Below are 21,512 nucleotides of genomic sequence, written 5' to 3' on the forward strand. Positions count from 1 at the left end.
CCTGAAAGCCCGACGCGCGTACGCGTTTCGACGTACCTTCTCGCGGTCGACGCTTGATGGTGCGGGTACCCGCACCATCCTGAGAGTGCGTTCCGCGAACTGATGCCCTGTTCGTCGTTGGCGTTGGGAAACGACTCCCGCAGTGGGCCGCCTTCGAGCCTCGGCCTGAACCGTCCCGTGTTCTCAGGTCGTGGACTGGGCGATGAACACGAACTCGCGCCCCGGGCGGTCAGGGGCCTCTCGCACATCGAGCACCCGGTAGCCATGAGCGACCAGGCTCGATTCGACCTCCTCGCGGCTGCGGAACCGCAGGGTCGAGTCGGAGACGACCGTCGCACCGTCCACCGGCAACCTGTAGGTGTAGCGGAAGGAGACGAACGGCAGGCTTACTTCGGTGACCTCACGGCGCCGCTCCACCTGTCCTTTCCCGGGGATGTCGAGGATCAGGTGATCATCGTCGGCGGCCCACTCCTCCCAGGCCCGATACTCGGGTCGCCTGGTCTCGAACACGAGATATCCGCCTCGACGAAGAACGGCGTGGACGCCCCGCAGAGTCTCCGCCCAGTCGTCGTCGGTGAGGAAGACCTGCGCCACGTTTCCCGTCATCACCGCGAGATCGGCGCCGAACGGCGGCACCGTCCTGACATCTCCATGAACCCAGGTGACCGTTGCGGTCGCGTCCTTCGACTTCGCGACCTCAAGCGACGCCTCCGCCGGATCGACCCCCACGACGGTACGGCCGGTTGCGGCGAGCAGGACCGCGAGGGATCCCGTCCCGCAGCCGACGTCGAGTACGCGGTCCGCCCCCAACTCGTCGGCGAGGTCGAGGTAAGCGGCCAGGTCGTCGCGGTCGCCGTCGAAGGCGTCATAGACGGGTGCGAGACGAGGGTGCGCGAAAATCGCATCAGGCACCCGGCGACCGTATCCACGTTCAAGCGTCCCGGCCACGGATTTAACGAACCGCCCGGCGACTCGCGGCTGTCCCGCGAACAACCCGGCCGGATCGTCCAGGACACGCGGATCCACCCGGCTCGCCCTGCCGTCCCCGATCCCGATCCCGATCCCGATCCCGAGAAGGGGAGACGACATCGGGGGTGGGCGCCTCGTTCAGGACGACCAGGGTGCCCGGCTACACGTTCTCCTCAGCCGGCCGGGCACAGCTCACTCAGAGGTCCGGTGGGGAGCGCGATCCATCCCTCGGAGCGAGCCGAGTGAGCTTGGTCCTGTGCCGGAACGGTCGCGAGACCCTGAGCCGCGGCGCGGGCGGTGAGCGCGGCGATGACGGCGTCCGTCGCATGGTCGGACGTCCGGCAGATTCGCTCGTGTTCCCCCAGGTCCAGCCATGGCGCCGCTTCCTGGAGTTCATCGACCAACCGCGCGAGTCCGCCACGGTTCGCCGGGCTTTTATAGCGGCCGTGGGGCAGGCCCCAGCATCTGAGCGAGGCCGCGGGGTAGACCTCCGCCACGACACCGGTGCCGCTACGGTCGACCGGCTGCCCCTGCCGGGCAAGCTCGGCGAGCAGGGCCGCGCAACGCAGGGCCGTGCTGCCGATGAGATTCGCGGAAACACTCAGAGGATAGAAGTCCAGGACTTCCTTCACCTCGTAGTCGGTGACCCGCATGGTGAACTGCCTGCGCCAGGCGACGTCCGTGCTGCCCTCGGGCACGGCGACATGTCCCGTGCGGTGAGCCGTGATGAAATCAACGAACTTGTCCGGCCAGCCGAGCGGACAGTCGATACCGGCCTTGTCCGCGCCTTTGATCGCTTCGACGATCAGATCATCGTCCGCCACAGTCTCCAGCCTGCGGACACGGGCCACGTCGGCAGACCAATCAAGCCAGGCCACCGCCGTCTCTTTCGCCTCTGTCGCCAGGTCAACACCAACCGTGAACACCGTTTCACGATAAAACACCGGCTGATCGGCGGACAGGCGGTACTTCTACGGAAAGCGGCTGCGTACGCTCAAGGACCTGGACAGCGCCGCGATCGTGTTACGCGAGATGTGGCCGCCGACCCGGACGGTGATGCGCGGACCGCGCTGGACGGCATGGACCTGCCGGCAACCCCTCCTCCTGCCAAGGGCATCACGCCTTGGTGGCACTGACGAGGCCGCTCTCGTAGGCGATGATGACGAGCTGGGCGCGGTCGTGCACATCCAGCTTCGACAGCAGGCTGCGCACGTGGGTCTTGACGGTGGAGATGCTGAGGCGCAGGTGGGCGGCGATCTGGGGATTGGTCAGACCGCGGGCGACGAGCGTCAGCACCTCGCGCTCACGGCCGGTCACCGCCGTCAGCTCGCGCGCGGTCAGGGCGTCGGCGGCGGCCCTGCGGGTGAACTCGGAGATGAGCCGCCGCGTGACCGTTGGTGCGAGCAGCGCCTCACCGGAGGCGACCACGCGGATCGCGGCCAGTAGGTCGGCCGGCGGGATGTCCTTGAGCAGGAACCCGCTCGCCCCGGCGCGCAGCGCCGCGTAGACGTACTCGTCCAGGTCGAAGGTGGTCAGGATGACGACCCGGGCCCCGGCCCGTGACGGGTCGGACAGGATATGGCGGGTGGCCTCCAGTCCGTCCATGTCCGGCATGCGCACGTCCATGAGGACGACATCGGGCCGGGTGCGCGCGGCCAGCTCGACGGCCTGCGCTCCGGTGCCCGCCTCGCCGACGGCGACCAGGTCCGCCGCTGTGCCGACGAGCATCGTGAGCGTGGCACGCAGCAGCGGCTGATCGTCCACGATCGCCACCCTGATCACAGCGCCTCCTGCGAGGCGTAGGGGAGGTGGGCCAGCACGCGGAAGCCGCCGCCCGGGACCGGGCCTGCGATGAGCCGCCCACCGTACATGAGGCAGCGCTCGCGCATACCGCGCAACCCGTGCCCACCTCCGTCACCCGGTGGGCACCGGCCGTCGTCGGCCACCTCCACCTCCACCACCCCGGCCTCAGGTACCGTGACCCGCACCCGGCAGCCGGTCCCGGCATGCTTGCCCACGTTGGTCAGCGCCTCCTGGACGATCCGGTACACGGCCAGCGCCACCCCCTCGGGCAAGTCCCCGGCCTCGACGTGCAGGTCCACCTCGACCCCCGCGTGCGCGGCCAGGGCGTGCAGGTCCTGCAGCCGTGGCACGGGCGCGGTGCCCTGGAGGCCGGACTCCGAGCGCAGCATGCCGAGCATGGCGCGCATCTCCAGCATCCCCTTCCGGCCGATGGTCTCGATCAGCCGCAGCGCCTCGCGCGCCTCCTGTGGACGGGTCTCGGCGACGAGCCCGGCGACCCCGGCCTTCATCGTGATCAGGCTCATGCTGTGCGCGACGACGTCGTGCAGATCCCTGGCGATGCGCAGCCGTTCCTCAAGGGCTGCCCGCTCCGCCGTACGGGCCGCGTGCAGACGCTGTTCGCCGACGGCCAGGCCCGCCGTCCAGGACAAGCCGATCACGGTCAGCCCGAACCCGACGTCGCCGAGCGCCTGCGTCCAGGACGGCCAGGCGGCGGCGAGCAGGGCGGCGGCCACACAGCCCAGCGACGCGGACAGGCCGGCGACGGCCGGTCCGCGCGGCTCCCGCACACCGACCGAGTAGAGCACCACGGCGACCGGCAGGTAAGCCGCCTCCACGCCCATGAGCAGCGCAGCGGCGGCGGCCGCGAGCGAGACGACCAGCGAGGGCAGCGGCCACCGTCGCCGCGTCGCGACGGGCAGCGCGGCCAGGGCGGCCGCGACGACCGCCGCGATCACGCCGGTCCGCAGCTGCGCCGCCGCCGCGAAGGCGGCGGCCAGCAGGAGCGCGACCACCACGTCCACGGCCACCCAGTGGCCGTGGCGCAGCCTGTGCACCACCAGGCTCTCTCTCATCAGCCGACAGTATCCGCGCAGGTCACCTGCGCGACATCGTCCGCGAGGAGGAACGCCTGTCTGGCATAGCGTCCTGGGCTGATGTGAGCTTCGTCCGGCAGGGCGATGCCACCGTGCGGTCCTGGCGACAGCGTGGAGGCATGAAGACGACACCTCTCGTGATCGCCGCCGCCGCGCTCCTGGTAACGGTCGCGTCCCCGGCGGGCGCGACCACAGCCCCGGCGCGGTTCGAACCGCCCTCTCCCACGGGCCCACACAAGATCGGCACAGTCGCGCTGCACCTGGTCGACCAGTCCAGGACCGACCCATGGGTGACCGACCGCAAACGCGAACTGATGATCAGCATCTGGTACCCGGCGCGCAAGACGGCCGGATACCCGCTCGCGCCCTGGATGCCGAAGGCGGCGGCCGACCGCTACCTGCGCGACATGGGGCTGCCGCCGGGCAAGCTGGTCCTGGGCGACACCGACGGCCATCAGGGCGCTCCGGCCGACCGGCGGCTCGGGCGGTTGCCCGTGGTGCTGTACTCGCCCGGTGCCAATGCCTCGCGCTCCTTCGGCACCGGGGTGGCGCAGGAGCTGGCCAGCCGTGGCTACGCGGTCGTGACGATCGACCACACCTACGACGCGGCCGTGGTCGAGTTTCCCGGCGGCCGGGTCGTCACCAACCCGAAGGGCGAGATCACCGACTTCGTCAAGGCGGCCAAGGTACGAACCGACGACACCGGGTTCGTGCTCGACCAGCTGCCCGGCGCCCTGCCCGCGGGGCTGAGGGGGGTGCTGGATCTGAGGCGCATCGCGATGTTCGGCCACTCCCTCGGTGGCGCCACCACCTCCTCGGCCATGTACGCCGACAGGCGTATCAAGGCCGGGCTCGGCCTCGACGGCGCGGTGCTCGGCCCCGTCGCCAACGCCGGGCTGGACCGGCCGTACTTGGTGGTCGACACGCCCGGCAAGGGAGGCATGGTCAGCAACCCCGCGCTGCGGACGTTCTGGAAGAACCTGCGCGGATGGCGGCTCCACCTGACCGTCAGGGGCGCTGCGCACAACTCCTTCGGCGACGACGTCCGGCTCATCCGCAAGGCCGGGCTGCCGGTAGAGGAACTGGTGGAATCCGTCGGGACGATCACCGAGAAGCGGGCGCTGGCCTTCCAGCGCGCCTACCCGCTCGCCTTCTTCGACCGGTTCCTGCGCGGCAGGAAGTCCCCGCTGCTCGACGGGCCGACATCACGTTTCCCCGAGGTCACCTACACCAGGTAGGTCACTCACCCCCCGCCACCATCCCGGCGAGACGCATCGCCGAACACCTGCCGCCCCCTCACGCGAAGGCGCCTACGACTTCCAGCGGGGGGCGAACAGGCCGCCATCTGCACGGCGGTCAGTCCCGTTCTCGCCTGCTGATCAGGGAGTGCGTCCGGGCACAAGTGATCTCCAAGGGGGCGTGCCCATCCTGGGGGGCATGTACAACAATGCGGGGCTCTGAAGCATGACCGACAAAGCCAAGCCCGGCAAAAAGCCGTGGTGGTATGTCCTGCTGGCTGTGCTGGCCGCCCTCGCGGCTCCGACCTACTTGGTGACGAACCTGGTTTTGGCCGTGGTGGAGGCGTCTCAGCCGTGCGTGTCACCGCCCACAGGCACCTGGCCGCCGACTGCCGCCCGCACCGAGACCTTCATCGACTTGCCGCTCACCGCGGCGGACATGCCCCGTACCTTCCCCGGCCCGGACGAGGAGTCCGTCATCGCCGCGGTCTACCGGACACCCGACGAGAAAAGGGTCCAGGTATGGCGGCGCCACCCAAAGCACACAGACCCGGACGCCTCGCTCGACGAGGAACTGCAGCAGTCCGGTAGCAAGTCGGTCAGGGGCAAATCCGGCACCAAAAGCACCGATGCCTGCGCCGAGGGAATCGTGGCGATGTCGACCGGCCCGCTCGGTGGCGCGGCGGCCTGCTACCCGTCCCAGTTCAGGGACGCGAAGACCCGGATCTACGAGCCGGGGGCGGTATGTCTTTTCTTCGACCGGTGGTCCGGGGCGAAACTGGAGGGGCCGGACATGACCGTGAGCGAGTTGGCCGAGCTGATGTCCCACCTGCGACCCGCCATCCAGGTCACGGGCACCCCGTGACCGCCCCCCCGCCGCTGCCCTGTGCGTCAAGCCCATGCGGGACACACGGGGATCCGGTCCTCGGCTCCGCGGACACGACACCGAGAATGAATGCATGATGAGCCGGTGAGCACTTCCTCCAGCGAATCCGGCTCGGACCGGCCATGAGATTCCTTGTCGTCGGCGGCAGTGGGTTTCTCGGCGGCGAACTCGTCCGGCAGTGCCTGGTGGCCGGGCATGAGGTGGCCGCGACCTACCTGACCCGGCCGGGAGAGGCCGCGGGTGTCGAGTGGTCGCCGCTCGATGTGCGCCGGCGAGACGACGTGGACGCGCTGATCGGCGCGTTCCGGCCGGAGGTGGTCGTCAACGCCGCGTACCTGCAGTCAGACTGGGCCATCACGGCGACCGGAGCCGCGAACGTGGCTCTCGCCGTCGCTGCGGCAGGTGGGCGCCTGGTCCATGTGTCCAGCGACACGGTCTTCTCCGGCGCCGCGATTCGCTACGACGAGACGTGCCTGCCCGACCCGATCTCCCCGTACGGTGCGGCCAAGGCCGCCGCCGAGACGGCGGTGAGCGCGATCGCGCCGACCTCGGTGACAGTCCGGACATCCCTGATCATCGGTGACGGCGGTTCTCCGCACGAGGCGCTGGTGCGTTCACTGGCCACCGGCAGGGCGAGCGGAGTGCTGTTCACCGACGACGTGCGATGTCCCGTGCATGTCGCCGATCTCGCCGCGGCGCTCCTCGAACTCGCCGTGTCCGAGTATCACGGCGTCCACCATGTCGCCGGAACCGATGCGATCAGCCGGTACGAGCTGGGGCTGCTCATCGCCCGCCGCGACGGACTCGACGCGGACCGATTGCCTACGGGCCGGAGAGCGGACACCAACGTGCCCGGTCCGCTGGATGTGCGCCTGGAGTGCGAGATGACTCAGCGGCGGCTTCGGACCAGGCTGCGTGGCGCGCGGCGGTTTCTGGGGTGACGTTTCCATCGCCGAGGTCCGGCGTCGCGGAGTACGCCGGACGTCGGTGCCCCTGTTCTCCACACGTCACCGATCTTCAGCGGAGACCTGGCGCCACCGGCCGATTGGCCGCCGCTCAAGGCCTGAATAAGCTCGGGCGCGTCACTTCACGCCGAGCACATCAGGGAGCCCCATAAGTGGTGATCATCGCTCAGGAGACGTCGTTCGACGAGGCCGAGATGCTTGAGCTCTACGACTCGGTCGGCTGGGGCCCGTGGACGCGCGACATCACCCGGGTATGCCGGAGCCTGGCCAACTCGCACCTGGTCATCACCGCCAGGGACGAGTCGGGCACGCTGCTCGGCCTGGCACGGACGGTATCCGACGACGAGATCGTCTGCTACGTGCAGGAGTTGCTGGTCAATGCCCGACACCACGGCAAGGGCGTCGGCCGCCGACTGCTGGAGCACCTCAAGGACCGATACGCGCACTGCCGCTACTTCGTGCTCACCACCGACCACGAGTCCACCCCGGCAGGCCCCGCGAACCACGCCTTCTACCGTCGCCTCGACCTGATCGAGCATCATGAGCAAGGGTTGTCGGCCTTCGGCCTGCGGGTGCGCGACCCACAGAGCCTGTAGACGAGTAAGTCCGAAGTGCGGGGACCGTGTTTCGCCGAGCATCGACCCGCAGATCACCTGCCGTGGATGGCGTCGAATTCACTGCGGGTGATCGCCAGGACCCGCACTGACTGCCCGTAGGCCGGGACTACCGTCTCCCGCTCCTGGCGCATGCCCAGCTTCGTCATAACGCGGGCGGACGCGTGGTGATCGACGTGGCAGATACTAATGATCCGATCCAGGCCCGCCTCGGCGAATCCGAAGCGCAGTGCCTCTCCGGCTGCCTCAGTGGCGATACCCCGGCCCCAGAAACACCGTCCCAGACGCCAGCCGATCTCCACAGCCGGCAGAACTTCGGGAAGGAAGCCGGGGACCGTCAGCCCCACCCAGCCGACCAGTTCCCCGGTCTCGCGCAGTTCCACGGCGAATATTCCGAAGCCACGCTCGTCCCACTCCCGTTCCATGAACGCGAGCGCGACGGCGGTCTGTTCCTTGCTGCGGACCGAGCCATCCCCGACAAAGCGCATGACCTCCGGATCTCCGTCGATCGCGGCCAGCGGCTCCAGATCCTCCTCACACCAGCGACGCAGCACCAGCCGCTCGGTTCTCACTCCCATCACGATCGATTTCCCCTCGGTCGGGTTGCCTTCAGGCATCCGGTCCCGCAGACACAGCGAGGGCGCCCAGGATCCTGTTGTATCAACGACGGGATCGGAGGAAGCCCTTCGGAACATCGATCCCTTGAGACCGCCAGGGATCCTGTCCCGAAACCGACGTCGAGTAACACGGTCCCGTCCAACTCATCGGCGATGTCGAGGTAGACAGTCAGGTCATCGCGAGTTCCGTCAGAGGCGTCCGCCCATCTGATTGGACGCATCCGGCCTCCTCGGCCGGGCGACACGGCAGGAGTCCGGCCGCCGGTCCGACATGAGGAGCCGTACCGGCGGCCGGGAGACTCAGACGGGCAGGTCCCAGCCCGACCCGCCGGGGTCTCCCAGCCAGACACGCTGACACTCCTCGCTCACGGTGAGCCCGTACGCCGACTGGTGCGGAGATCCCGCCTCCTGCCAGGCCAGGACGGCATCCTCGACCGCGTCCCACAGCCGCAGCGGCCCGTGCTGGCGGACCGTCCACCCACCCGCCGCCTCCGGCCGGGTGGTGGCCTGTGAACCGGTCGCCACATCCAGCAGGGCGACCTCATCACCGCCACCCAGCTTCACCGCCGACGGCGCGGCCAGCTGTCCCGCGAACAGCCCGGCCGGATCGTCCAGGACGCGCGGATCCACCCGGCTCGCCCTGCCGTCCCCGATCCCGAGGAGGGGAGACGACATCGGGGGCGGGCCGTGCGGGCGGGCGGTCATGAAGTAGACGTCGTCCTCCAGGAACCGTCCACTCGCCGTACCATCGTCGGCGACGGTGAGGTGCGCGAACGCGACCCCGCCCATCCACCCGGAGAGCGGAGCGGTGATCGTGCCTCCGTCGCGGACCTGCCACAGCCAGGGGATCGGGATGTAGCGCACCGAACAGGTGGCGATCAGCCGGTCATACTCGGCGTTCCCCTCGTACCCCGCGAGACCGTCACCGACCACGAGCGTGGGCGCGTACCCGACGTCGGCGAGCGCGTCGCGAGCCCGCCCGGCCACGACCCGGTCGTACTCGATCGAGGTGACGGTCTCGGCGCCGAGCCGGTGACACATCAGCGCCGTGGAGTAGCCGGTTCCGGTCCCGATCTCCAGCACCTTCTCACCGTCAAAGATCTTCGCGGCCTCCAGCATCCGTACGACCAGGCCGGGCATCGTCGACGACGACGTGGGCGCCCCGCAGGCGAGACCGCGCACCTCCTCGACCAGCACGCCGTCGACCTGAGTCACCCACGTCTCGTCGCGGTAGACCAGCTCCAGCCACTCGTCCTCGGTCATCTCCTCGCGGCGCACCACCTCCCACCGGTCGCCGTACTCGGTCGCCCTGGCGATCGCCGGACCGAGAAACGGCTCACGCGCCACCGACTCGACCGCTTCCCGCCAGGCCGGGTCGTGCAGACATCCGGTCCGGACGAGCCGGTCCGCGAGGTCACGGCGAAGCCGGGCCGCCGACGCGGGCGTGCCATGAACGGTCACGGTCGTTCCTCCAGGAGCAGATCGGCGAGAGTGGCGGCGATCGGCAGGCCGGTGGCGTCTTCCAACCAGCCCCACTGTCCATTGGGGTTGCACTCGAAGAAGACCGGATCGCCGTCGGCGGTGAGCGCGAAGTCGAACGCGCCGAAGCGCAGGCCGAGGTGCTCGACGTACGCGAGGCAGCCCTCGGCAAGACCTGGCGGAGGTTCGACCACCGTGTACGAGAGACGGTCATAGTCCTGCCGCCAGTCGAGCAGGTCGGAGTCGATCCGGACGCAGAACACACGCCCGCCGACAACAGTCACTCGCAGGTCGGCCACCTTGTCGACGCGTGCCTGGAACAGGTGCGTGGTGAGACCGACGGTGTCGTCCAGATCATCTGGTGTGACCTGGGCCGTCCAAATGACGGCGGGCTCGCCGGCGGGACCGGTGTACGAAGTCGCTCGCAGCGGTTTGTAGATGATCGGACCATGTTCGGTCGCGAACGCGCGGACGTCGTCCACCCGATTGGTGACCAGGGTGGCGGGCACGTCGAAGCCGACCCGTCGCGCGATGGCGAGTTGGAGGGGCTTGTGCTCAGCCGCCGTGATCGCCCACGGGTGGCTGACGTACTGACACGGTAGGGAGGCGAGAATACCGCCGACCCCGAAACGGGCCTGCGTGGCGGTGAACCGCTCGATCTGGGACGGGCTTTCCCGCAGGTACGGTGTGGGCCGCCTGTAGTAGACGGACCGCACCCGCTCCAGGACAACCTCCCTGGAACGGGTGGCCAGAACGCCGCGCGGCGGGAACTTCCCGAACCACGTCGACAGTTCGGCGTCGGCCGGGAATTCCACCCCTGGATCAAACCGGGCGACACGAGCGCCTCGCTCGTTCAAACGATCGATGACCATGTCAGCCGTCTGATCATCCAGGCAGGTGAGCACCAGGATCACGCGGACAGCCCTCAGTCGGTGTCGTAGTCGGTGACGGTGGTCTGGTCCGAGGGCTGAGGGGCTGAACCGTCGCCCCCTCCCCCCGTCTTCTGCGACCTGCTGGTCTGCTTGTTGGTGCCGTGCTTGCCCGCTTCGATGAGCCGGCCGGTCGTCACGTCGCGATGGACACCGGTCTGGGTGACCGGGTCGAGCTCGACCCGGTACGGGACAGCGAGTGTGATTTCCGCCAACGCGAACGGAACCGATCGCGTGAGACCCCACGGCTGTCCGAGCGGGTTTTCCATGGCCTCGTCCTTTCCTCAACGTGGCGCGGCAGATGGTGATGCCCTGCTCCGCGCTCCGCGCGATGACGGGATGTCCTGGAGATCAGCACCGAACCCCGGACCTGACCGTCTGTGAGGGCATGTTCCGACGGTAGGAAGCCGCTCACAGTGGGTCAACGAGATTGCTCCAGATTGCTCGAAAACCTGTCGACACCCGAGACCGGTAGCCGTCAGTCGCGAGGCTCGGTTTCGGCGTGCAGGTCATCAAGCACCCGAGCGATGACCTCGCGAGCCTCGCGGCCGTAGCGGGCGATACCCGCCAGGGAATCGAAGATCTTCGCGTAGATCTCGATCTCGCTGGGCTGAGTGAGGGTGAGCTCCGCGGCGAAGGTCTCGACAAGCACGGTGTGAGCTTCCAGGATGTGGAATCCGTGCAAGGGCGTGGCCGCGTACGACTCCCGTAGTGGAATGACTCCGAGTCTCAGCCTGGGCAGCGACGTCGCGAGGGACAGGCGATCCAGCTGCTCCACCAGGATCTCGCGAGGCGCCGTTCCGTACCTCAACGCCGCCTCGGTCATCACGATGTGAACATCCGCTTCGTACAGGACGTCCTGGCGCTTGATCCGCGCCTTGATCCCCTCCTCGATGTCGTCGCGCGCCCCCCAGATGTCCACCGACCGCCTGAAGCGCTCTCGCATGTACGGAGGGATCTGGAGCAGGCCGGGGATGACGGAACACTGAAACGACCGGATCCGCCCGGCCCCGGATTCGAGCCGGCCTATCTCCTGCTGACGCGCTTTCACCCCGTCACGGATCCGGCGGCGCCATTCCACGTACTTCGACTCCAGGGAACGAAGCTCCGCGACAAGATCGGGCTCCTTCTCCCCGGCATTCGCGATCTCCAGCCAGACCCGGATGTCGTGATCGGTGGGAGTCTGCCTGCCCAGCTCGATCTTGCTGACCTTGGACGCCTGCCACCCCGCCCGACCGGCGAGTGCCCGGCCGCTCAGACCGGCGTCCAGCCGGACCTCTCGCAGCTTGAATCCCAGTGATTCGCGTGCCTGGCGGATGTCACTCGACACGCTTCACGAATTCCTCGCGGGAGACCGACAGCTTCCGGGCGAGATCGAACCATCCGCGATGCTCGGCCACGACGCCGGGATCATCGATCAGCTCGGCACCCAGCATCGATCCGTCCTCGTCGTCGAAGTGAAGGACGGCCGAGAGGGAACGGTCGAAGCACCACACGTCGAGCTGAGGGACACCCGCCCTGAGCGCGGTATCGCGGTCCAGGTATCGGATGTCCTCCCCCGCCGCGTTGTTGGCCACGGCTCCGTGCAATCCGAAGCGGGCGTAATCCGACAGCGGGAGGGAGACGACCCGGACCCGCTGGAAGTATCGCCCTTCCGCCGCCGCCTGACGGACCGCGTGGAGCCATGGCCTGTCCGCCCACTCCGGATCGGGCCTTCCCTCCAGGAACCGCCGCAACGGCTCCTGCTCGATCGGCGAGTTGTAGCGGTCGCGCGTCTCCAGACGCTGAGCGGTGGACCGGAACGAGGCGAACAACTCCTGGAAGCGGTCGCCTCTGACGAGTTCCGTCACCCTTGCTACTCCTTCGGAATGAACGTGAGCATCTCGCGGGGAATCTCGACGATAGCCTCTCCCAGCCCGAGGTTGACGGCGTCGCCGAGCGCCTGGGGGTCGAGGATGAGCTTGCCCTGGATGGCCACCGTGCCACTGGAGGTCTCGTAGGCAGCGGGACAGTCACCGTTCTCGGAGGACGTGCCGAGGAACCGCAGACGCATGTGCATGATCCTTCCCAGAGATTGCTACAGATGGCTAGCAACGTTGACTTTGGAGGTGATGACGGACGACGTCAAGGCACCTCGCAGGTAAGGCCGCTGTGGACGCCCTGAGGGGCCTCGCGTTCTCCGGACAGCGACCCGGGGAAGATCCACCGGCTGACCGCGCAACGGGTGCACTTCGAGCAGATAGTCCTGCTGCCCGCACGCGAGCGACCTGTTGCTGTTCACCGACGTGGCGGCGCACACCGGCACGGAGAACAGGTCGGGGCAGGTGCGCTGGAGCGTGGACATGCGGTTCGAGACGACCCACGGCTCAAGGTCTTTGTCGCTGGAACCAAAGGAGGGCTACCGCGTGGTGCGCGAGCGCATGGCCTCCCGCAGCGCGCGCCCAGTGCGGGCGCTGGGCGAAGAGGGGCCGCGGCACCGGCAGCGGTGGTCGGCATGGTCGTGTGACTTGCCTGGCAAGTCGCGCTCCCGCAACCGGTGGAGCGGTGTGTTGCCAGGCAAGTTGTCCGATCCTGATCAGATGACGCGGACCTGGAACTGGTCCCCGTCCAGGACCCGGGACTTGTAGTAGAAGGCGCCCAGGTCGGCTCCGCCGAGAGTGTTCTCCGCCAGGGGAATCATGCAGGCGCTGTAGCCGCCGGAGTCGGTGGAGACGCGCATCGTCAGCCACGTCGCGCGACAGTTGAACTCATACGCGGTGTTCCAGTTGAAGATGAAGATGTTTCGGCCGTATGGCTGGGAGTACGCGCCGTTGTAGGTGGACTTGAAGGGGTATTCGTCACAGGACCAGACTCCCGGAAGCGGGGGGTCAGGGCGCCCCGGCGGGCATGCCCTGTTGTAGTTGTTGGCCATGAGGGTCTCGTTCTGGGTCCTGGTCAGGAGATTCGTCATCTTGAAATGGTTGATGGCGAGCTGGAGGTGGCGAGCATACGACGGGTAGCGATACGACAGGACGTCGTGCATCGGGACGACCGAGTCGTAGACGCAGCCCGAGGGGTAACCGGTCAGCGCGTCGTCGCAGCGGTGCACGGCCGGCGCCGTGATCGAGGGGTTTGTCGTCGGGTTGACCCATCCCGCGTTGGCGAACCAGTACCTCGTCCCACCGTGTGCCCCCCACCTGTAGCCGCTGAGCGGGCTGTGGAAGTACGTGGTGGTCGAGTGGACGCGGCCCGGAAGCGCTGACCCGCCGACCAGTCCGCTGCTGGACACCGTGCAGCTGGCGAGGCATTGCGGCTCGGCGTAGACGAAGGTGTCGAGCACCACGGGGATCGCCGGGCCGGAGACGGAGTTGGCCTGGTAGTGCCACGACTGGCTCCAGCGCAGCGAGCTGTAGTCAAGGGTCGTCAAGCTGGAGACGGTGAACTGTATCGAGCCGATGACGACCCCGTTGGGCACCGTGAAAATGAGCAGGAGACCATCCTCTATCACGCATGCGGCTGTCCGGGACAGCGTGGCGCGCCCGCCGCAAATATCGGCGGCGGCGGCGACGCCGGCGTCGGTCGTGGCCGGGCCGGTTTTCCTCGCCTGCTTGCGGATACAGGTGGCGGTCTCGGACTTCTCGGTCGCGGCGATCTTCGCCGCGTGCTGTTTGAGGTCGGCGCCGCACTCCTGTACGACGGTGGGCTCCGGTGTGGGCTTGTCCGGTGCCGCTGTCGCCGGAGGAGTGGGGACAAGCAGGGACAACAGCGCCAGAGCGACGCTCGCGATCCCCGCTTTCCATCTGGCCACGGGTTACTCCCTTCGTGGAAGAACGTTGGACGAAGGGAAACCCCGGCCTCTGGACAGGCTCTGGAAGTTTGATGAACATCGCCTCTACACTGTGGCGGTGCTGGTCGTCCAGGTGCTCGGCCGCCTGCGGGTGTGGCACGACGATCGCGAGGTCGATGCCGGGCCGCCCGCCCGCCGTCTGATGCTGGGGGTTCTGGCACTCAACGCCGGGCGGCTGACCACGCGCCGGGAGCTGATCGAGTCGCTGTGGGGCGACCGGCCGCCGTCAAGCGCGGTCAACGTGTTGCACACCCACACCAAACACCTGCGCCGCCTGCTCGACCCACGGCACAGCCCGCGCGGCCAGGACGGCGTGCTCTCCACCGTCGGCGACGGCTACCTGCTGCGCCTGCCGGAGGACGCCCTCGACCTGCTGCGCTTCCGGCGTACGGTGGCAGCCGCGCAGCAGGCGGAAAGCGACGGCGACCCGGCGCGAGCAGCCGCGCTCTTCCGCGAGGCGCTGCGGCTGTGGGAGGACGACGACCCCCTGTGCGACGTGCCGGCGCTCGAAAGCGACCCCAAGGTGTGGGGCCTCAAGGCCGAGCGCCGTCGCGCGCAGCTGTCCTACTGGGACCTGATGCTGCGGGCGGGCAACGCCGCCGAGGTCATCGCCGCGCTGGCGGTGCAGGGCGCGGTGAGCCCGCTTGACGAGGCGGTGCAGGCCACACTGATTCGCGCGTACCAGGCGACGGGCCAGCGGGCGATCGCCTTCGAGCGGTACGAGACCACTCGCCTCGTGCTGGCCCGGGAACTGGGCGTGGAGCCGAGTGGGGAGCTCCAACGGGCGCACCGGCATCTGCTTGAGGAGCAGGAAAGCCGTGGTGTGCCAAGGATTCCGCGTCAGCTCCCGGCGCCGGTGCCGGACTTCACCGGACGCGTCGACGAGCTGGCCCTGCTTGACGCCGCGAGCGCCCGCCGCCCACCGGGGGTCGTGGTCGTCTGCGGCACCGCGGGCGTGGGCAAGACGGCTCTCGCCGTCCACTGGGGTCACCGCAACCGCGAACTGTTCCCCGACGGGCGCATCCACCTCGACCTGCGCGGCGACGACGCCGAACACGCGTTACCCCCGCACGAGGCGCTGGGCCGCATGCTGGCCGCCGTCGGCGTGTCCGCTCAGGACATTCCGGCCGACACCCAGTCGCGGGCCGCGCGCTGGCGCACCGAGACCGACGGCCGCAGGTTGCTTGTGCTGCTTGACAACGCGGCCTCGACCGAGCAGGTACGGCCGCTGCTGCCCGGTACGCACGACACCCTCATGGTGATCACCAGCCGGGACAGGCTGGCCAACCTGGTCGCCCTGCACGGCGCGCACCGCATCGAACTGGACCTGCTGCCCCGCACCGACGCCGTCCACCTGCTGCGCCGGCTGGTGGGCGAGCGGGCGGGCACCGATCCCGACAGCGTCGACTCGCTCGCCACCATCTGCGCCCGCCTGCCACTGGCGCTGCGCCTGGCCGCCGAGTACGCCGGGGCGCAGGCGCACCTGCCGCTGGCCGGCGTGGTGACGCGGCTGCACCTGGCCGGACCGCTGGATCTGCTCGACTGGGGTGGGGCGGCGATCCGGCACGTCTTCGGCTGCTCGTACCGGCTGCTCGACGCCGAGGCGCAGCGCCTGTTCCGGTTGCTGAGCCTGAACCCGGCGCCGCACTCCACACCGGCCTGCGCGGCGGCACTGGCGGAGGTCGACGAGATCGACGCGGCCCGGCTCCTGCACCGGCTCGCCTCGGCGCACCTGCTGCGGTGCGACGCCTTGGGGCGCTACGGATTTCACGACCTTCTGCGTGCGTACGCCGCCGAGATCAGCCTTGCCCTGGACGGCGAGGCCGAACGGCAGGCGGCCGTGGACAGGCTGCTGGAGCACTACTGCGGGACCGCCGTCGAGGCGAGCGACACCCTCTACCCCGGGTGGAGCGGGAGCCGGCGGCACGCCGGGCTCGCCCTCAAACCCAGCGGCGTCACTCTCTCGCCGGGCGCGGCACTGTCGTGGTTGGACAGCGAGCTGGCGTCGTTCGGCACGATCTGCCAGTTCGCGGTCAGGCAAGGGCGGCCCGAGCGGGCGGTCACCCTTGCCGCCGCGTTACACCGCTACCTGGAAGCGGGGCACGGCACCGAGGCCCTGTCGATCTACGAGTGCGCCGTCGACGCCGCGCGGGGGATGGGAGACGAGGAGGGCGAGGCGCATCTGCGGACCAACGCCGGGGTCATCCTGCGGTTGCTCGGCCGGTACGCTTCGGCCGTCGAGGAACTGAGCGAGGCGCTGGAGCTGTGCCGGAGCAGCGGCAACCGCCACGGCCAGGCCCGCTCGCTGTCCAATCTGGGCATCATCGAGGAACGTCTCGGCGAGTTCGCCTCCTCCGCCGCCCGGCACCGCGAGGCCGTCGCGCTCTACCGCGAGATCGACGATCCCTTCGGCCAGGCGGCGGCGCTGACCAACCTGGGCAATCTCAAGGAGTCGATCGGCGAGCACACCGAGGCGGCGCGGCACTTCCTGGCCGCGCACGACATCTTCGCCGCGCTCGGCGAGCGCGCCGGGCAGGCCATCGCCCTGTCCAACCTCGGCCAGATCCACAGCTCGCTGGGCGAGGACACGCTTGCCGTCGCGAAACTGCGCGAGGCGCTGAGCCTGTTCCGCGAGATCGAGCACCGTGACGGGGAGGCGACCGCGCTGAGCAACCTCGGGACCGCCCTGTGCCGTCAGGCGAAATTCGACGAGTCCCTGTGGCACCTGGAGCAGGCGCTCGAGATCTTCCGGTCGACCAGACACAGGTACGGCGAGGCGAGTGTCCTCAACGCGATCGGTGAGGCGTTGCACACCATGGGTCGTGACGGCGAGGCGGCGCAGCGACACCGGCTGGCGCTGGCGATCGCCGCCGAGACCGGCGACGAGGACGAGCGCGGCCGTGCCGCCGCCGCGCTCGAAAACCTCGGCTGAGGACCGCGAGGCGTGAGAGCACGGTGTCGGCGCGACCGGTGACGGCCTCGTACGAGCCGGTGAGGAATCACAGTGTGGCGTCACCGTCGCCGTCGCGGATGTGCAGGCGCGCGAGGTTGACGAGAGGTTCGAGTGCGTGACGCGCGGTCCGCACAGACCTTGGGCCCGCAGCCGGGAAAGTCAGGGGTAACCCCCGGGCTTTCTTGTTCAGTACGACGGGGTGTCTTTTTCGCCGCGGAGCACCCGGAGTGCCTCCTCGGCCCGATTCTGGGCCTCCTGATGCGTCAAGCCGTCCACGGAGGCGACGAAGGAGACGAAGACGTCCCTGTCGGGGGCCTTGAAGCTGAAGGTGTCTCCCAGCGAGGGGAAGATCCTGCGCGTGAGTTCCATCGTGGACGCGGTGATCTTCTCGTTGGGAGTACTGTCCCCGCCGATTGCCGAGAGCATGCCGAACCATGCGCCGAGGCGCCACGTCAGGGCCTTGGCGAAGGCGATGTTGAACGGAATCCCCACGATGGGAATGGAGCCGACGAGCTTGTCCCAGAGCAGGTCCTGGGCGAGGAAGGGAATGTTCGGCTTCAGGTATTCCTTGGCGGCCTCCCCGGTGATGTGGCCCCTGCCGTAGATGCTCCGTACGTCGTTCCACAGGTCGATGTAGAACGGAATCGCGATCACGTCGACGACCAGGTTCGCTCCGCCGCCGAAGAACCCGCTCGCACCCTGCGCCAACACGTTTCCCGTCGCGAGTGTGCTGGTTCTTTCGTAAACCCGCGCGGCGCGCTCCTCTTTTTCTTTCATGTTCCCTTCCGCTTTTTCGTGTCCTGCCAGATGGAACGAGGCCGGTGGACCGGCCGTACCGAGTGTAGAACCAAGCGCCTGTCCAGAAGTTCTGCACGTAACCGGGTGCGATATCGCCGGAGTGGACAGACATTGACAAGGGCCTCGCCGGAGGTTGGATCGAAGTCGCCTTCCTCGTTCACTCCGGTCGGCGAGGTGGTGGCCAGTATGCGCCCTTCTGTCGTGTTCGCCAATGCTCCGGCCGTCTCGGTCGAGCACCTGCGGGCGCCTCAGCCGCTGTGATCGCCCACGGGTGGCTGACGTACTGACACGGCAGTGAGGCGAGAATCCCGCCGACCCCGAAACGGGCCTGCGTGGCGGTGAACCGCTCGACCACGGTCACGGTCGTTCCTCCAGGAGCAGATCGGCGCGAGCCGTGGTGATCGGCAGGCCGGTGGCGGCTTCGATCGATGTGGCCGGTCGGTCAGGTGGAGCGGTGGTGCATCCATGCTCGCTCCGCCTTGCCTTGACGCCGGTGACAGGGTTCTAGTGTGGCCGCGACAGACGGGTGGGGACGTCGTCGACGCATGGTGAGGCCATGACGCCGCCTCGGTACCGGCCCATGCCGATCCGCGACCGCCTGTCCATCGCACCGACCGGCCGACCGAAGGAACGACGATGAAGTTCGCAGTCAGCTACAGCACGCCCTACCACGGCGTCGACCCCGACACGATCGTGGCCTACGCCCGGCACGCCGAGGACTGCGGCTTCGAGGCGCTGTATCTGCCCGAGCACATCGCGCTGTACCCCGGTGCGACGGTCGGGCACTTCGAGCTCCCGCCGTCGCTACCGTACTTCGATCCGCTCGATTGCCTGAGCTTCGTCGCCGCGGCCACGCGACGGATCCTGCTCGGGACGGGTGTGCTGCTGCTGCCGTACCACCATCCGGTGATCCTCGCCAAGCGCCTGGCGACCATCGACGTGCTGTCCAAGGGGCGGATGCGGCTGCTGACCGTGGGGCTCGGCACCCTGCCCGGTGAGGCCAGGGCGACGGGCGTCGACTTCGGCACCCGTGGGCGTCGCGCCGACGAGGCGATCGACGTGATGCGGCTGCTCTGGGCCGGTGGCGAAGAGGGGGTCGACTTCGACGGGGAGTTCTTCGCCTTCGACAAGCTGTGCCAGTTTCCGAAGCCATACGGGGTCACCCACCTGCCGATCCACGTCGGCGGATCGAGCCGGGCGGCCGCACGCCGCGCCGGACGACGCGGCGACGGCTACTTCCCGGGTGGCGCGCTCACCCCGGACGAACGCGCCCTCCAGATGGACCTCGCCCGGACCGCCGCCGCCGAGGCGGGCCGCAGCCCGGAAACGCTGGAGTACACGCGATCAGGGGCGATCGACATGACCGCCGAACAGGTCGAGGCGTTCGCCGCGCAAGGCGTGACCCGCATCGTCGTGAGTGCCACCGCCACCGAACCGGAACGGCAACGCGAGGAGATGTCCGCGTTCGCCCAGCGGTTCGCCCTTCCCGACACCACCGAGGCGGGGACGCGCACCTGACGCCCGCCCCGCCTCTCGAACCGGGCCCGGCCGGTTCGCCGCTTGTCCGGCCTCGCACCGAGCCCGGCCGCCTGCCGCGCTAACCCGCCGGGCGCAGGACCCGCTGCCAGGAGGTGTGCGTGTCGTGCAGGGCGCGTTCGCGCCGGTCGACTGTTACGCAGATGTTGTCACCGGCGAACGCCTCACGCCAGACGTAGCCCTGGATGCAGGAGCGCGGCCCGTCCGGGCCGTTCGTCCAGCGACCGGCCCCCATCATGTTGTCGGCGATCACCTGGTCGCGGATCTCCTGGGTGACGCAGACCTGATCGAAGCTGTCGGCCCCCCGCCAGACGTAGCCCGGTTTGCAGGCGTTGGGGCCCAGGACCAACCTGGCCGGGTTGACCCGCGAGGAGGCGGCGGCGTTGTCGGCGATCACCTGCCGGCGCGCGGCGGAGCTCACGCACACGGTGTCGGAGGGCGTGGCCAGCCGCCGCGTACGCTGGAGGAGGCATTTGCCGTTCTCCTCCCAGTTCGGCGCGTCCGCAGTGTCGGCCTGGGTCTCCTCGTAGACGGCCGGTGTCACGCACACCAGGTCGTTGGGCGTCGCCTTGCGGTGGACGTAGCCTGCCAGGCACTTCCGCGTGATGTCGGTGCTGACCGTGACGACCGCCTCGTCCTGGCCCACGGAGTCGATGGAGACGCTGACCCCGTTGGTGTTCAGCGACGTCACGGGATCACGCGTTTTGCTGCGCTCCCTCAACAAGTACGACCTGCCCTCCCTGACCTCGTGCAGGAGCACGATGTCGCCGGGGATTCCCTTGCTCTGGCCGGTCTTCTTGCGGAACTCCACCGTGTAGTAGTTGAACGGGTCGGCGACGTTGAACGGGACGCGCACCAACAGCGTGCCCGTCGAGCCGGGCTGGTCCAGGGGTGCGAGGCGCACCGTCCGGTCGGCCACGCCGTCCGCGCCGAGCGTGACGATCCGGTGGGGTTCCAGCCAGCCCATCTCGTCCCGGTTGGGACCGTTGAAGCCGACCGCGCTGGTGCCGAACCTCTGCGTCTCGTACGTGTGGATGTGCATGGCGCTCATGACGTCCCACTGGTCGTCGTACTCGCCGAACTGTGCCCAGTCGGCGTTGCGGTAGGTGGGGTCGTCGGAGAAGGAGTGGTCCCTGTCGTAGCCGTGCAGTATCTCGTGGGTGGTGAAGCCGAGGTTCCAGGCGAGCGGGTCCAGCAGTATCCGGCCCCCTCCCGCGGAGCCCGAGTCCCACGCGTAGTTGACCATGGCGGCGACCCGGTGGTTGGACGGGACGGTGTAGCCCGCGGCGGCGGCCGTCCGGACGCAGTCCTCGGTCCGCTGCCACCGGTCCTTGGCCTTGGCCTGCGCGACCGTGACGGGCATCGTGTACCAGCCCTTCACCACCGATCCGGACACACTCGTGCGCCCGTGCGACTGATCGGCGAGATAGTCGGCGAACCCGCCGAGTCCCCTGCCCGCGTCGGTGAACAGTTCCCGGAAGAACTGCGGGGGCCTGGGCTCCGTATCCGGATGGTCGGCGAACTTGCACAGCAGCACCGACCAGGGCAGGTCACCCTGCACCGGGTACGCCTGTGCCGGTAGGGCGGGCACGCAGACCAGGGTGAGCAGCGTGATCGCGGCGGTCAGGAACGATCTTCGTAAACGCATGGGTCCTCCATCGGGAACACCTGAGATCAGACCGAAGATCTCAACCACCGGTTGTCGCTCACTTGTGTGCGAATGGGACCTCACAGCCGGGTCCTGACCGGTGCCGTCACTCATGAGGTGACCGCCGGATCACATGCCGGCCACCGGCCTGAAAGGG

20 protein-coding genes are annotated in these 21,512 nt (G+C 68.7%); 6 read left to right on the forward strand and 14 right to left on the reverse strand.

The genetic code is table 11. The features are described from left to right. Positions 1-183: 183 nt before the first annotated feature. From ABT352_RS16310 to ABT352_RS16325, 4 genes are all read right to left on the reverse strand, one after another. Positions 184-912, reverse strand: a complete 729-nt coding sequence (locus ABT352_RS16310) for a class I SAM-dependent methyltransferase (protein WP_350945639.1) — start codon at positions 910-912, stop codon at positions 184-186. Positions 913-1,142: 230 nt separating this feature from the next. Beyond that, positions 1,143-1,895, reverse strand: coding sequence for a DUF429 domain-containing protein (locus tag ABT352_RS16315; RefSeq protein ID WP_350945640.1), 753 nt, complete (start codon positions 1,893-1,895; stop codon positions 1,143-1,145). Positions 1,896-2,085: 190 nt separating this feature from the next. Continuing rightward, the gene (locus ABT352_RS16320; protein WP_350945641.1) at positions 2,086-2,751 is read right to left on the reverse strand and encodes a response regulator; all 666 of its coding nucleotides are present in this window, start codon (positions 2,749-2,751) and stop codon (positions 2,086-2,088) included. After that, positions 2,748-3,845, reverse strand: a complete 1,098-nt coding sequence (locus ABT352_RS16325; protein WP_350945642.1) for a sensor histidine kinase — start codon at positions 3,843-3,845, stop codon at positions 2,748-2,750. The genes ABT352_RS16320 and ABT352_RS16325 overlap by 4 nt, the downstream gene beginning before the upstream one ends. Positions 3,846-3,985: 140 nt before the next feature. On the opposite strand from ABT352_RS16325, the gene ABT352_RS16330 reads away from it, so the two are divergent. The 4 genes from ABT352_RS16330 (at position 3,986) to ABT352_RS16345 (ending at position 7,551) form a co-directional block, all read left to right on the forward strand. Further along, the gene (locus tag ABT352_RS16330; RefSeq protein ID WP_350945643.1) at positions 3,986-5,104 is read left to right on the forward strand and encodes an alpha/beta hydrolase family protein; all 1,119 of its coding nucleotides are present in this window, start codon (positions 3,986-3,988) and stop codon (positions 5,102-5,104) included. A gap of 226 nt (positions 5,105-5,330) precedes the next feature. Continuing rightward, positions 5,331-5,969 (forward strand): hypothetical protein, encoded by a 639-nt coding sequence (locus ABT352_RS16335; protein ID WP_350945644.1) that lies wholly within the window; start codon positions 5,331-5,333, stop codon positions 5,967-5,969. A 143-nt stretch (positions 5,970-6,112) separates the two neighbouring features. Next, a complete protein-coding gene (locus tag ABT352_RS16340) occupies positions 6,113-6,931 on the forward strand; it encodes a sugar nucleotide-binding protein (protein WP_350945645.1) in 819 nt (272 codons plus the stop codon). Between the two features lie 176 nt (positions 6,932-7,107). Further along, positions 7,108-7,551, forward strand: a complete 444-nt coding sequence (locus tag ABT352_RS16345; RefSeq protein WP_350945646.1) for a GNAT family N-acetyltransferase — start codon at positions 7,108-7,110, stop codon at positions 7,549-7,551. A gap of 53 nt (positions 7,552-7,604) precedes the next feature. Here ABT352_RS16345 and ABT352_RS16350 read toward each other — a convergent pair whose 3' ends face one another. The 8 genes from ABT352_RS16350 to ABT352_RS16385 form a co-directional block, all read right to left on the reverse strand. After that, positions 7,605-8,141 (reverse strand): GNAT family N-acetyltransferase, encoded by a 537-nt coding sequence (locus ABT352_RS16350; RefSeq protein ID WP_502992869.1) that lies wholly within the window; start codon positions 8,139-8,141, stop codon positions 7,605-7,607. A gap of 345 nt (positions 8,142-8,486) precedes the next feature. Further along, entirely contained in the window at positions 8,487-9,647 is a 1,161-nt protein-coding gene (gene tgmC / locus ABT352_RS16355; RefSeq protein ID WP_350945648.1) for an ATP-grasp peptide maturase system methyltransferase, read from the reverse strand. Next, positions 9,644-10,579: an ATP-grasp ribosomal peptide maturase gene (gene tgmB, locus ABT352_RS16360; RefSeq protein WP_350945649.1), complete on the reverse strand. Its 936-nt coding sequence runs from the start codon at positions 10,577-10,579 to the stop codon at positions 9,644-9,646. Before tgmB ends, tgmC begins: the two co-directional genes overlap by 4 nt. 11 nt (positions 10,580-10,590) lie before the next feature. After that, positions 10,591-10,863, reverse strand: a complete 273-nt coding sequence (tgmA, locus tag ABT352_RS16365; protein WP_350945650.1) for a putative ATP-grasp-modified RiPP — start codon at positions 10,861-10,863, stop codon at positions 10,591-10,593. Positions 10,864-11,072: 209 nt separating this feature from the next. Further along, positions 11,073-11,924 carry a helix-turn-helix domain-containing protein gene (locus ABT352_RS16370; RefSeq protein ID WP_350945651.1) on the reverse strand — a complete coding sequence of 284 codons (852 nt, stop codon included), beginning with the start codon at positions 11,922-11,924 and terminating at the stop codon, positions 11,073-11,075. Further along, positions 11,914-12,444 carry a DUF6879 family protein gene (locus tag ABT352_RS16375; protein ID WP_350945652.1) on the reverse strand — a complete coding sequence of 177 codons (531 nt, stop codon included), beginning with the start codon at positions 12,442-12,444 and terminating at the stop codon, positions 11,914-11,916. Before ABT352_RS16375 ends, ABT352_RS16370 begins: the two co-directional genes overlap by 11 nt. A gap of 5 nt (positions 12,445-12,449) precedes the next feature. Beyond that, positions 12,450-12,647 carry a hypothetical protein gene (locus ABT352_RS16380; RefSeq protein ID WP_350915960.1) on the reverse strand — a complete coding sequence of 66 codons (198 nt, stop codon included), beginning with the start codon at positions 12,645-12,647 and terminating at the stop codon, positions 12,450-12,452. A 522-nt stretch (positions 12,648-13,169) separates the two neighbouring features. Further along, positions 13,170-14,381 (reverse strand): hypothetical protein, encoded by a 1,212-nt coding sequence (locus ABT352_RS16385; protein ID WP_350945653.1) that lies wholly within the window; start codon positions 14,379-14,381, stop codon positions 13,170-13,172. 97 nt (positions 14,382-14,478) lie between these two features. Between ABT352_RS16385 and ABT352_RS16390 the strand changes: the two genes are divergently transcribed. Continuing rightward, a complete protein-coding gene (locus ABT352_RS16390; protein ID WP_350945654.1) occupies positions 14,479-17,352 on the forward strand; it encodes an AfsR/SARP family transcriptional regulator in 2,874 nt (957 codons plus the stop codon). 207 nt (positions 17,353-17,559) lie between these two features. On the opposite strand, the gene ABT352_RS16395 is transcribed toward ABT352_RS16390, so the two are convergent. Next, complete coding sequence (locus ABT352_RS16395) at positions 17,560-18,150, reverse strand: hypothetical protein (protein WP_350945655.1); 591 nt, start codon at positions 18,148-18,150, stop codon at positions 17,560-17,562. Between the two features lie 657 nt (positions 18,151-18,807). Between ABT352_RS16395 and ABT352_RS16400 the strand changes: the two genes are divergently transcribed. After that, positions 18,808-19,689, forward strand: a complete 882-nt coding sequence (locus ABT352_RS16400; RefSeq protein ID WP_350945656.1) for a TIGR03619 family F420-dependent LLM class oxidoreductase — start codon at positions 18,808-18,810, stop codon at positions 19,687-19,689. Between the two features lie 79 nt (positions 19,690-19,768). Here ABT352_RS16400 and ABT352_RS16405 read toward each other — a convergent pair whose 3' ends face one another. Next, a complete protein-coding gene (locus ABT352_RS16405) occupies positions 19,769-21,355 on the reverse strand; it encodes a metallopeptidase domain-containing protein (RefSeq protein WP_350945657.1) in 1,587 nt (528 codons plus the stop codon). Between the last annotated feature and the right edge of the window lie 157 nt (positions 21,356-21,512).

The organism is Streptosporangium sp. NPDC000563, assembly GCF_040299985.1.
Classification (GTDB): domain Bacteria; phylum Actinomycetota; class Actinomycetes; order Streptosporangiales; family Streptosporangiaceae; genus Streptosporangium.

Coding starts and splice junctions, on each gene's coding strand:
- ABT352_RS16330 (WP_350945643.1), top strand. CDS start 3,986: ATGAAGACGACACCTCTCGTGATCGCCGCCGCCGCGCTCCTGGTAACG.
- ABT352_RS16405 (WP_350945657.1), bottom strand. CDS start 21,355: ATGCGTTTACGAAGATCGTTCCTGACCGCCGCGATCACGCTGCTCACC.
- ABT352_RS16395 (WP_350945655.1), bottom strand. CDS start 18,150: ATGAAAGAAAAAGAGGAGCGCGCCGCGCGGGTTTACGAAAGAACCAGC.
- ABT352_RS16325 (WP_350945642.1), bottom strand. CDS start 3,845: ATGAGAGAGAGCCTGGTGGTGCACAGGCTGCGCCACGGCCACTGGGTG.
- ABT352_RS16335 (WP_350945644.1), top strand. CDS start 5,331: ATGACCGACAAAGCCAAGCCCGGCAAAAAGCCGTGGTGGTATGTCCTG.
- ABT352_RS16380 (WP_350915960.1), bottom strand. CDS start 12,647: ATGCGTCTGCGGTTCCTCGGCACGTCCTCCGAGAACGGTGACTGTCCC.
- tgmA (WP_350945650.1), bottom strand. CDS start 10,863: ATGGAAAACCCGCTCGGACAGCCGTGGGGTCTCACGCGATCGGTTCCG.
- ABT352_RS16400 (WP_350945656.1), top strand. CDS start 18,808: ATGAAGTTCGCAGTCAGCTACAGCACGCCCTACCACGGCGTCGACCCC.
- ABT352_RS16340 (WP_350945645.1), top strand. CDS start 6,113: ATGAGATTCCTTGTCGTCGGCGGCAGTGGGTTTCTCGGCGGCGAACTC.